This window comes from Desulfitobacterium sp., from assembly GCF_982384815.1.
Genome location: NZ_CEVWNY010000002.1, coordinates 24,547 through 36,556, shown reverse-complemented (window position 1 = coordinate 36,556; position 12,010 = coordinate 24,547). Strand labels below are relative to the sequence as shown.

Annotated in this window: 14 protein-coding genes and 1 riboswitch; all 14 genes read left to right on the top strand. The window is 39.1% G+C overall.

The genetic code is table 11. The features are described 5' to 3' along the window. The first annotated feature begins 148 nt into the window (after positions 1-148). Positions 149-1,159: an MBOAT family O-acyltransferase gene (locus AC1U9U_RS00755; RefSeq protein ID WP_479958637.1), complete on the top strand. Its 1,011-nt coding sequence runs from the start codon at positions 149-151 to the stop codon at positions 1,157-1,159. A 41-nt stretch (positions 1,160-1,200) separates the two neighbouring features. Then, the gene (locus tag AC1U9U_RS00750) at positions 1,201-2,517 is read left to right on the top strand and encodes a hypothetical protein (protein ID WP_479958636.1); all 1,317 of its coding nucleotides are present in this window, start codon (positions 1,201-1,203) and stop codon (positions 2,515-2,517) included. 144 nt (positions 2,518-2,661) lie between these two features. Beyond that, a complete protein-coding gene (locus AC1U9U_RS00745) occupies positions 2,662-3,732 on the top strand; it encodes a PrpR N-terminal domain-containing protein (RefSeq protein ID WP_479958635.1) in 1,071 nt (356 codons plus the stop codon). Positions 3,733-3,810: 78 nt separating this feature from the next. Next, positions 3,811-4,236 (top strand): universal stress protein, encoded by a 426-nt coding sequence (locus AC1U9U_RS00740; RefSeq protein WP_479958634.1) that lies wholly within the window; start codon positions 3,811-3,813, stop codon positions 4,234-4,236. A gap of 252 nt (positions 4,237-4,488) precedes the next feature. Next, positions 4,489-4,857, top strand: a complete 369-nt coding sequence (locus tag AC1U9U_RS00735) for a type 2 periplasmic-binding domain-containing protein (protein ID WP_479958633.1) — start codon at positions 4,489-4,491, stop codon at positions 4,855-4,857. Between the two features lie 79 nt (positions 4,858-4,936). Continuing rightward, positions 4,937-5,020: riboswitch (cyclic di-GMP riboswitch) on the top strand. A 100-nt stretch (positions 5,021-5,120) separates the two neighbouring features. Continuing rightward, entirely contained in the window at positions 5,121-5,675 is a 555-nt protein-coding gene (locus AC1U9U_RS00730) for an RNA polymerase sigma factor (RefSeq protein ID WP_479958632.1), read from the top strand. Then, entirely contained in the window at positions 5,659-6,408 is a 750-nt protein-coding gene (locus AC1U9U_RS00725) for a DUF4367 domain-containing protein (RefSeq protein WP_479958631.1), read from the top strand. Before AC1U9U_RS00730 ends, AC1U9U_RS00725 begins: the two co-directional genes overlap by 17 nt. Positions 6,409-6,549: 141 nt before the next feature. Next, positions 6,550-6,978 (top strand): hypothetical protein, encoded by a 429-nt coding sequence (locus tag AC1U9U_RS00720; protein WP_479958630.1) that lies wholly within the window; start codon positions 6,550-6,552, stop codon positions 6,976-6,978. Positions 6,979-7,251: 273 nt separating this feature from the next. After that, entirely contained in the window at positions 7,252-8,247 is a 996-nt protein-coding gene (locus AC1U9U_RS00715; RefSeq protein ID WP_479958629.1) for a M23 family metallopeptidase, read from the top strand. Positions 8,248-8,360: 113 nt separating this feature from the next. Continuing rightward, the gene (locus AC1U9U_RS00710) at positions 8,361-9,497 is read left to right on the top strand and encodes a hypothetical protein (protein WP_479958628.1); all 1,137 of its coding nucleotides are present in this window, start codon (positions 8,361-8,363) and stop codon (positions 9,495-9,497) included. Positions 9,498-9,823: 326 nt separating this feature from the next. Further along, positions 9,824-10,219, top strand: a complete 396-nt coding sequence (locus AC1U9U_RS00705) for a rhodanese-like domain-containing protein (protein WP_479958627.1) — start codon at positions 9,824-9,826, stop codon at positions 10,217-10,219. A gap of 60 nt (positions 10,220-10,279) precedes the next feature. Next, complete coding sequence (locus AC1U9U_RS00700) at positions 10,280-10,489, top strand: DUF362 domain-containing protein (RefSeq protein ID WP_479958626.1); 210 nt, start codon at positions 10,280-10,282, stop codon at positions 10,487-10,489. After that, positions 10,479-10,691 carry a histidine kinase gene (locus AC1U9U_RS00695; RefSeq protein ID WP_479958625.1) on the top strand — a complete coding sequence of 71 codons (213 nt, stop codon included), beginning with the start codon at positions 10,479-10,481 and terminating at the stop codon, positions 10,689-10,691. The genes AC1U9U_RS00700 and AC1U9U_RS00695 overlap by 11 nt, the downstream gene beginning before the upstream one ends. Positions 10,692-10,850: 159 nt before the next feature. Beyond that, positions 10,851-11,999, top strand: coding sequence for an isochorismate synthase (locus tag AC1U9U_RS00690; protein WP_479958624.1), 1,149 nt, complete (start codon positions 10,851-10,853; stop codon positions 11,997-11,999). Positions 12,000-12,010 lie beyond the last annotated feature (11 nt).

Sequence of the window (12,010 nt, the reverse complement as noted above, 5' to 3'; positions counted from 1 at the left end):
ATTTTCCATCGTATTTAATTTACTTTTAATTGGGATCTTCAAATATACGGATTTTATTATAACAATAATAAACAGCATCCTAAGAACCGACATTGCCCTCTTAAATATTCCCTTACCCATCGGTATTAGTTTTTACACCTTTCAAGTCATGTCCTATACAATTGATGTATATCGGAGAAAAGTTCCTGCCCAACATAGTTTTCTAACCCTGGCAACCTATGTCTCCATTTTCCCTCAACTCATTGCCGGGCCCATCGTCCGTTATGAGACAATTTATCAGGAGCTGACAGCGCGCCAAGTAACACTTGATAATTTCACAAGCGGCATTAATAGATTTATCAGGGGTTTAGCCAAAAAAGTACTAATCGCTAACAATGTAGCAGTTATTGCCGAATCGGTATTTACAAGTAATATTAATGAACTGCCGACTTTAATCGCTTGGTTAGGCATCATCGCCTTTACCCTCCAAATTTATTTTGACTTCTCCGGATATAGTGATATGGCTATCGGTATGGGTAAGGCGTTTGGATTTAAATTCCCTGAGAATTTCAATTACCCTTATATCTCCAAATCAATCACGGAATTTTGGCGCCGATGGCATATTTCCTTAAGCTCTTGGTTTCGGGACTATGTGTATATCCCGCTTGGTGGGAACAGAGTTAAGCCGGGTCGCTGGATCTTTAATATTCTGCTTGTATGGATGCTAACCGGACTTTGGCACGGCAGCTCATGGAACTTCGTCATTTGGGGTCTTTATTACGGTGTTTTACTTGTTATTGAGAAACTAGTCACTAAAGTTATAAAATTTAAGGCCCCAACCATATTAAGGTATCTATATACGATCCTTCTGATTATGATTGGCTGGGTATTTTTCAGAATTGAAAATATGGGAGATTGCCTGGTATTCCTCCAAAGACTATTTATCGATTATAAGGCTTTGGATTTAAGCAGCGGTTACATTTACAACTTCGTAGGCAAACTGCCCTTTATCGTCTTGGGAATTGCCTTTTCATTCCCTTTAGCCAACAATCTCTTTATGAAACTAGAGCAAACAAAGCATAATTATATCTTTATCCTCACCCACCTATTGCTCCTATTGGTTGCCACATTTACTCTAATCAACGGTTCCTTTAATCCATTTATCTATTTCAAATTCTAAATACATACTTGTGGGTAGCATTTTGCTCAGGAAGGAACGCCATGAAAAAAATCTACGTAATACTGTTGTTATTAATTACTATAGCCGTTAATATCGTTGTGTTTGCTCAGCAATCAAAAGAAACCTTTTCCGAAACTGAGCAGCGTTATCTAACTCATTTAGAACCTTTGACCTGGCCAAAATGGGTAGATGGTCAAGTTCAAAGAAATATTGAAGCGACCTATATTGATAATTTTTACCAACGAAACGAGATTATCGATTGGCTTCAACAGGTAAACACAAAGCTTTCCTTCATTGATTATCAGCTCTTTGATAAATTAATTAGTTTGCAAGGCTCACATAAAACCATTGGTACAATTGAAAATACTAATTCTGATTCGCAAGAGCTGGACACCCCGGTTGATCCGGAACCTGCTAAACCGGAAAAGAGGTTCTATTCAGTACCCCTTGCCGATGCCGAGGTTTCTTATGTAAAAGAATTGAATCGGCTGATTAAAACACCGGAAGCCCCTAATGAAGAACGATTGGCTACAGTAAAAAGCAATATCAATAAAATAAAAATGGTCAAACAACGCTATCCCCAAGTTGATTTCTATGTATACCTGCCCTTATTCTTGAATGATTTGTCCTATTTCGATATTACCGGAACTTCGGCAGAGTATATCGACTTGTTCAAAACACAGCTTGATCATTTTGCCTGTTCAAAATACAATTCCTTGGAAAACGCTTTAGATTCCTACTTTCTAACCGACCACCATTGGAACCATATTGGCGGGAAAAAAGGTTACGAGGAAATTATCAGTTTGATTTACGGAGATACGGTTAAACCAAGAGAACCAATCGATGTCGCGGATTTTAATGACGTTACCTTTTATGGATATTTGGCAAGACGGATTGAATACAGTATTGATATCTCAGATACAATTTCCAAAGTTGTCTATGACTTGCCGCAGATGAAGATTTATTACAATGGCGAGCCGCAAGAGCAATATGGAAGGCTTGACCTGTACAAGGCGAAAAAATTCAGTACCGATAGAGGAACTGATCACTATGCAAGCCTCTATCACCCCCGTGAAGCGGAGATTGTCTTTGAACAGAATAATGAGAACCTGGATAACATTTTGATCTTCGCCGATTCATTTTCCAACATCAATCGTGATGTCCTTGCCTCACACTTTAACAAAACCATCTTTATCAGTCCGGGACTCTTTAAAGACAAATACGGTGCATTTAATTCAGAAGTCTTTGAGAAATACCTGGCCGACAACCAGATCACGAAGGTACTTTTCATGTCCTCGCTAATTTCTTATTACGATATTGGTGATATAAAAGTTTTATTTGAAGATATGCAGTCCTAATCCGGCGAAGCCAACAAGAAGTTATCAAATAGTTGCAAAGAAATTATATTTTCCTAACCACTCATTTCGAATATGAAGGATTTGGCATGAAAAAAGGAGAATATTCCTATTCAAAGGGAAAAGGGTGATGGAGGTATTAGAACTATGGAATCGATCTTTTTCGTAGCACTGACTCCTGGTATGGCGCAAATCGCGGAACAAGCAAAGCTGGAACTCAATGTGTCTTTTCCCATTGAAGTTGTGAGTTTTGAAAGGGGTACAGAGGTAATTCGCAGTAATCCTGAAACTGATGTTTTTATCAGCAGGGGCCTTATGGTTGACTTACTGCGAAAAAATACGGATAAGCCCATAGTGGGGCTTACCATGACTATCGATGAGATGTTAGAAGCGGCTCAGCGGCTGATTGTTAATGGAGCGACTAAAATTGGCGTGGTAGCCCATAAGGGTTTTTTGGAAATAGGCAATTCGGATTTTAACTTAGGTGATCTTGTGATCTATATTAGATCATGGAATACTCTTGAGGAAATACCAAAGATTCTCGAACAGTTGCAAAAGAATGGTGTTGAAGGCATTGTTGGGGATAAAGGAGGGTACACGGCAGCTGAAGAGCGGGGGTATTTGGTGAGTCTTCTGGAGTCGGGTTTACCGGCTATGAAAAGAACCATCAATGAGGCGTTAAAAATCGCCCAAGCTCAGGAACGAGAGCGAGATAAGGAGCGGGAAAAGACTCGTCGCTTTGAACAGGTGTTAGCTGAGCTGTATTCCGGGTTAGAACAGGCTGCCGCTTTCGTTGAGGAACTAGCAGCTTCTTCGGAGGAACTTGCTGCGTCAAGTCAGGAATCGTCCACTATTGCCCAAACAACCACCCAGGAGATGAATAGAATCTCGGAAATATTAGATGTCCTTCGACGGGTTGCTCAGCAAACTAACCTGTTAGGTCTTAATGCAGCTATTGAGGCTGCGCGGGCAGGTGAACATGGCAGGGGATTCTCAGTAGTCGCCGAGGAAGTGCGCAAGCTAGCGGACGAGAGCAATAGATCTGCCAAGAATATTGAGGAGATGCTCAAACGATTCCATGAATCTGTGGTTAGGGTTCAAAATAATGTCGAAGGAAGCAGCGCGATTACCCAGGAACAAGCAAAAGCAACACAAGTGATTGCTCAAAATTTGGAAACCCTTAAAGGAATAGGGGACAAGCTTAGGGTTATGGTTTAAGATAAGGCGAAAAGCTTGACGCAAGCTAAGTCTCCTTAGTAAAATATAGGGAGAATTACATAAAAAGGAGTGACGTAGATGCTTCACAAGATTTTGCTCGCCTTTGATGGTTCAAAACACGCCATGAAAGCAGCCGAGTACGCATTAATCATGGCCAAGAATAATAATGCAGATGTTGAGATTGTTCATGTCCGGGAATCGGTAACCCCCCATTCAAGTCGGGTGGTTTACGATGCAGTTGAAATGGAAAAAGAATTAGTCGCGGAGGCAGAAGCAATAATCGCCAAGGCAGTTGCCAAATTTAAAGATTCCGGTGTTGCCTTCGAGGCCAAAACATTGATCGGTGATCCGGCAGAAGCAATATGCGATGAAGCGGTTAAAATTGGAGCCACCGAAATTGTCATCGGCAGCCGCGGTATAAATGCTGTTTCAAGGTTTTTTCTTGGCAGCGTAAGTCATAAAGTTATCGCCCATGCCAATTGCACGACTGTTGTTGTCAGATAAGCCCTCATAGCCCGTCATTAAATAATGGCGGTTTTTTTTACCCCTCGATTAGCGTTGGCTAACCGGCAAAATAAATATAATAAATTTCTCTAAGAAATTTATTATATTTACGAAGGGGGGAAATTACTTATGAAAAAAAAGCGCGACTTTGCAGGTTTACTTGCTGTAATGACATTGGCTGGAGCGGTACTAACAGGTTGTTCTGCAAGTTCTTCCACTTCAGGCTCATAGCAAGGTGGGGATGAAAATCAAGTGGTTAACATTTATTCCGACCGTCACTATGAAACGGACAAGCAGCTTCCTGATCAATTTGCCAAGGAAACGGTGATCAGGGTTAATATTATCGAGGGAAAATCTGATGAATTGATCGAGCGTCTTGCGCGGGAAGGGAAGGATTCCCAAGCAGATCTCCTCATCACCGCTGATGTTGGAAGACTTTATCGGGCAAAAGAAAAGGGATTATTACTGCTGGTAGAATCCGAGACCTTAACCAAGAACTTCCCTGAGAATCTTAAGGATGAGTACAATCAGTGGTACGGTTTAACGGTTCGGGCACGGGTCTTAGCTTATGCTAAGGATCGGGTAGATCCCTCCTCAACCAGCCATATTCTCGTAAATTGATCTGAGTATTAAAGATAATTATGAGTATTCCAAATTTCGACAATATACTCGACAAAAAAATGGTATTATATACCTAAAAAGATGATAAGGGTAAACTCGTCGAAAGATGGGGGCGCAAAGCTATGGGTCTAAGGCTATTAGCTATGACTGCCAGGTTGCCATTATAATTCAGGTTGTTAGCCTTTCTTTCGCTTTGGAGAAGGGCTTTTATTGTGAGTTTTTCAGTTTAAATTATTTTAAATTACTATAGGGGGAATTTATATATGGATTTCAGTTTAGATTCCTTGGAACTATTCGAAATCTTGTTCAGACAGTACTATAGCAAGTTATACCAAATCGCTTATTCGATAACCAGAGATAAAGAACTCAGCAAGGATGCAGTCCAACAGGCTTTTTTGCAGGCGTATCGAAAATGGAATCAGCTTAAGGATAAAGCTAAGTTCTCCGCTTGGGTTACTACAATAACTGTTAATGAAGCGAAGAATCTGGTCAAATCATCAAGCCGTTTTAAAGGTATTCCTATTACAGATAATATTAAAACATTCCTGGTAGAAGAATCCTTTGAACATGCTTATTCAATTAAGGATCAAGTAGAACGAGTCCTAAATGTTCTATCGGCACATGATTCCGAAATATTGGTTTTAAAATATTACTTAGACTTGACATTAGAAGAGATTGCGTCTATTTTGAAGTTAACTGTACCAAATGTAAAAATCCGTTTGTATAGGGCAAGAGGCAACTTTAAAGAAGTTATGTCTATACAAGAATCTACAGATGACGTCTTGAAAAGGGGGGGGCCCTATGAGATTAAGCGATGAACAACTTGATAGGTTAATTAAGGAACGCATAACTTCGGAATTAGAACAAATACCGGTTCCTTCTATAGATGAAGAATGGCTTAAGTTTAAGAACATTGTTTTAACGGAGAAAAAGAAACGCTGGATAATGCCAAAGACCTTGGTAGCTGCTTTGGCGGTGTTTATTTTAACCATTAGCTCTGTGACATTATTTAAACCGGTTCAAGCTTATGCTTTCGGTGAACGTTTTCTCCAAATGCTCAGTCATATAGTAGGTGAAACTACACAAAACAAAACCGAGACGATTAATAGCAATCCTACCGTAACGAAAACTCCCACAGTTAACAATCTTGGGGCACTTGTTGAGGAAGAGATCACTTTGGAGGAAGCCCAAAAGAATGTTTATTTTAAAATAGCGGAGCCTAAGTATCTACCACACGGAACAAAGACTAAGAAAATTTCAATTTCCAACCTTAGTTCAGATGTTAAGAGAATAACGATGGATTATGATGTTCAGGGTCAATTACTGATTTTAACCCAGCAAAATACAATATCAACAATTTCCCAGGGCTCATTATATGACACCGATGATGCGGTCAACAAAGATATTATGATAAATGGAACACCGGCGACTCTATTACAACAGAAAAATGGCATCAACGTTTTAACCTGGTATCAACGTGGACTTTTGTTAAGATTAACGGGGCAATTATCGACGGACGAATTCTTAAGAATCGCAGAATCTATCAGTTAGCATGAGAGTAAAGGGGCTTTCTCTTATTAAGAGAAGCCCCTAATTTTTTTCTAAAAAATACTTTTCGGATAGCATTTTTTGTAACCTTTGCTTTATTTCGGTTGTCTTAAGAGTGAAAGTACTTTTAAGGAGGAATTATCCGTGAAAAGAGTATTACCCGTGTTTTTAACCTTGCTATTACTTTTGATTCCTTTAACAGCTCAGGGTGCTACTAACGACATAAGCGTCGGCAAGTTAGTACAGCCCCTAACCTACCAAACCATTTCAGGGGGAGGCAGCCAGCTATCAGACAATGGAAATGGGAAAATTACTATCTCAGGTTATACTTCAACTTATTACCCGGTTTTACAAATCGGAGTAACCCTGCACCTTCAGTATTTATCAAATGGGAATTGGTATAATCTTCAATCTTACGACTACACATCTTCCACCTCATCATATGTGTCCGGAGGCCAAAATTTAAGTGTGTCGTCCGGGTATTATTACCGGGTGTTTGCGGAACACGCTGCATATAACGGATCAACTTATGAAAACGGTTATTCTTATACTGAAGCGGTTTATATTCCATAGTATAAAGCCGCTATTGCAGCTATAGAGTAAACCCTAGTATTTAGATGGCATTTGCCATTTAAATAAGAGACGCCATCAAATCAATCATACCCGCAAAGTAGCAATTGATCTGTTGGCGTCATTGCCCCTACACAAATTGTAGGTGTCTTTATGGTACACCTTCTGGGGATGTTTGTGAAGGGAGATTCATTAAAAGGAGGGAATTTGTGCCTGCTTTAATCCCTTCAGTTGTATAATAGATTGGTGAAAAGGAGAAATATAAGGAGAAATATTATGAAAAAAATAATAGCATTGGTAACTTGCTTAGTTTTAATTATGGGGTTTTCGAGTAATTCGGTTTTCGCAAATCAAACTAATATTTCAAAAAAATTAACCGAAAATCAAATGAATATTCTAAAAGCTTATGGTTTGTCTGAAAAGGAAATATCAAATATTACTCTAGATACTATTCGTGATACTCTTAAAAATGGCAAAATTGTTGATGCCTCAGTCTTTGGTATGGCCGCTATCGATGATGACACGAATAAAATACCCGAGCGTTTAAAAGAAAGATTTAATAACTTAAATCTTTCTGAGCAGCAAATAGAAGGTCTTCGTCGAGCAGGTTATACATTTGATGAGATAGCAAATAAAGATGATAGCACAATAAATTCTATGCTTGCTGCAAGTACTTTGATGGCAACTCCTCCTTATGGTTATAACAATTATCCAAATATTCCCGATGGTGGCGGAGCAGTTAACTATTTTAATCCAGCCGTATCTATTACATCTAGTGATATAGCTTGGTATGTAAGTGCTTCTAAGCAATATACAAAGCATATCTTTAACTTATCATCTGATCCGGCGTACGGAACATACTCTTATTATCTTTATGGCGAATGGGATGGTGCCTTTGTAGACCCATATGGTTCCTACGATGGGATTCCGGGTGGAACCCATGAAGGGGTAGACGTAAAGTATTATAATGGTGCACCAGTTAAAAGTGCAACTAATGGTCCGGTTTTAACAGCTGTTATTGGAGGAGATCTTGACGGTTATGTACAAGTTTATGATGATTACTTGGCTGAATCAATTACGTACATGCATGTAAATAATACCACTCTGAGTAAAAATGACACTGTGAGCACTTCAACCCAATTGGGGACACAGTCTACAAAAATGGGACATGTACATTTTCAGGCATATGATTCCGGTACTTATATGCCTTCAGGTAAAGATGATATACTTGAATGTAGAATTCCATATGGCTTTATGACTTGGCACATTTAACAAAAAGGTTAAAAATATATTCATTTATTTTATCACTTGCGTTCATGAAGTAAGCAGTACCATCATACCACTGTGCTGCTTACTTCTCGTATCAAAGAAAGGAACTTAATCATATGAAAAAGATAGTTCTTTTGACGATCATCACTGTCTCACTACTTGTTAATGGATGTTCGAAAAATGCGGAATGGGTGAAAAACCCCGTATTTGAGAAAAATAATAATGCAGAAGTCCAAATTTCCGATATTTCCCTTAAAGGATATGATTTTGAGAAATTATCATTTCCAGTTGCAGATAATTATAGACTTCAAAGTGTTAGATGGATAGATGATAGATCAATGTTGATAATCTTAGATGACCGTTCACCTACACATCAAGATAATCTTACCTCTCGCATTTACTACATAAACATTCAAGAAGATAATAAACCTCATTTAATTTATGATGGTTTTTTTATAGGAATGGACCAAATTATTCGGCTTAAAAAGTTAATCAATGGTGACCTAATTCTTCAAGGACTCGACAGAGCCCTGCATATTGACTTACAAACATTTACAGTTACCGGAACAATCAAGTATCCAGAAGGAAGTAATATAGCGGATATAAGCTTTGATGGAAAAAAGATTGCATATGACAATGAACAAGGTCTTTTTATAGATACCATTCCATATTCAACTCCTGTTCAACTTTTCGAAAGCAATTATAGTGAAAAGGAAAAACAAGTACCGGGTGAACCAAAATGGTCAAATGATGGACAAATACTTTGTTATACGATAAATGGGGTAAACCCTTTTAAATATGTATTTGTTACGGTAGATGGAAAGAAGATTTGGGAGTATCCAGTGGAAGCCCACGGTTTCGGATGGTGGTTTGAAGATAATCGAAACTTTGCATCTGTTAGTCTAGGTGAAAACTTTGGTAAAATTCCTAAACTTTATACTATTAATGTAAATAACAAGACTGTAGATGAATCCTTCGAAAGTGGAGCCCTTCTCATAGATACTCCACCTCTTAAGGACAGATTATTATATATTCAATACTTAACAGATAAACTTTCAGAACAAAATTATTATCCGCAAAGGTTAAAGGTATTAAACATTACTACAAAAGAAGAAAAGGTAGTTACTCCAGACTTTCAAAATATTTCTAGTCCTACTATCTCCCCAACTGGGAAAATTGCTTTTATTGGACTATACAGTAAGTCTGAACCTGAAAATGTCTATAATATCTATCTATTAAAAAATAATATTTAAATTACGGATTAGTACAATACTAGATAGGATAATGATGCCGGAGCCGGGAATACGAAAAAGGGTACTGTATAAAGAAAAACTGGTTCAGCTTCAAAAGTAGCTTGCAGTTCTTAAAGCTCGTTGACCCGCTCACTCTGTCAAGCCGGAGTTAATTAGAAAATGGGAGTGCCAACTGTGTGTACGTGAAGTAAAAGCTCCTCTCAAATTAAACAGTAAAAAACTGTTTAGTTTGAGAGGAGCTTCTGTTTTTATAATTGACAAATTAGAGAGTGCCGATTTATAATTTCTATATACCCTATAGGGGTATCTAGAAAGGAGCTTGAGTTATGGATCCAACTTTAGCAATAATTGTCCTAGTGATATTAATCTTGGTCTGGAAGCTGGTTAAAAATTCCGGTGATAAGAAGTTAAGAATCAGTCCCCAAGAGGCTAAACAACGCTTAGATTCGACGAAAGGCATTGTGCTGTTGGACGTTAGAACTAAGGAAGAATATGAGGAAAAGCGTATTCCAAGGAGCATTTTGCTGCCCCTGAACAGTTTAAAAGTCCAAGCTGCCAAGAAACTGCCTAATAAAGATGCGGAAATATTGGTTTATTGCCGGAGTGGTAACAGGAGTGCCGCCGCCGTGAGAATTTTAACCAAATTGGGCTATACCAATGTGAAGAATTTAGGTGGTATTGTCAATTGGCCTTTTGAGATTGTATCGGGTAAGAAAAGATAATCGGAAGATAGGGAAACGAAAGCAGTTATGTAGTTTTTCGGCTAATGCAGGAGGAAAAGGATGGGTGGTTGGATGGCGGCATATGTATTGGAAAAACTCTGCCGAGGGTGTCAGCGTTGTGTTCATGCTTGTCCCAGTGGGGCCATAAAGATGGTCGCCCACCTGCCGGTGGTCAATCCAACTTTGTGTGTTGAGTGCGAGAATTGCATGGAAGTTTGCATGCAAGGGGCGATAACCTTTCAGGCAAAGGAGGATTCTTGTGGAGGGTAATGATGTTGGAGCAGCGGATAACGAGATCAGGGCGCTATATCAAGAAAAGTTAGTTAAGCTTCAAAAGGAGCTTGCAGATCTAAAAGCCCGTTGGCCGGCTCACTCCGTCAAGCCGGAATTAATCAGGCAATTGGAAGAACTGGAGGAAGAAATTGCGAAGGCGGAGGAACGATTGATGCCTTCTGGAAATGGTACAGCTTAAAAAATATGATTCGCCATGAAACTGTAATAACAACAGCTTCATGGCCTTTTATTTTTTGATTGACAAAAAATAGGAATGGGCGTAAGATCCTAATTAAAGAAGTGAACCTGGGTTCATTGCTTGGGTTTGAAGAATATTTTTGAACGGGAGATAATTGTTTTGGAATACCGAAAGAGGGAATTAAATCTAAAAAGCGTGCTTTCTTTTTGGCAGAACTTTGCGGATGAGGAACGGATTTTGTTTTATCATCCCCTCGACCAACAGCTTATTATGGGGGCCAAACGCTTAAAAACTTTTGGTAGAGGAGAAAGTTATCAGGGATACCCTTACGTTTTTTCAACGAGAACCTTCTTTCCTACTCTTAAGGATCAAAAATGGTCCGGATTAGGTAATGAGACAATTGCTTTTCAATACTACCTGGTTGTGGAGAAAGGGGAACAAAGGCTTTATTACCCTAATGAGATGCCCTGTATTCAAGAAAAAGAGTTTATCTCCCATAACCATGTTTATGAGGTCTTTGCTGATGACTATGAAGAGTGGCAAGAACTATTCAAGCATACGAAAGAAGAAATCCTTTTGAAGAAAGTAAAGAAAGTGGTGATTTCCCGCGAGATAAAAATTCGATGTGAAACGGTCGTAGCTATTGAATGTGTGTTAAAAAACCTTATGGACAAAAATCCGAACTCCTTTGTCTTTGCCTACTTCAAAGATGGGAAAACCTTTTTAGGTGCTACTCCGGAAATACTCGTGCGCAAGGAAAGGGAGCGGATTTTTAGTTATGCCTTAGCCGGTACGATTTCACGGAGCGATCATGAAGCGGATGAGAAACTAAAAGCATTACTTCTTAACGATCCTAAAAACCGCCGTGAGCATCAAATCGTTATCGATTATATAGCCACGGTGATGAAGTCTTGTAGTGATGAAGTCATGATCGGAGCGACTACGACTTTGGAACTTAAGAATTTGTATCACCTAAAGACTCTTATAACCACAAAGACAAAGGAGCATTCCCTAATCGATTGGGTTTCGCGTTTGCATCCTACACCTGCTTTAGGCGGGTATCCAGTGAAGGAGGCTTTAGATATAATTGCTCGCTATGAAAAGCATGAGCGGGGGTTATACGCCGCTCCGATTGGGATTATGGATGAAGATGGTGATGGCGTCTTTGTAGCAGGAATCCGTTCGGCCCTTATTGATGGGAATACACTTTACGTTTACACAGGTTGTGGTATTATCGCAAGCTCAGACTGTGCTGAGGAATATCTGGAGACCACCAATAAAGCAAAAACAATCTTGGAAAGTCTGTAATGAAGGTGAAC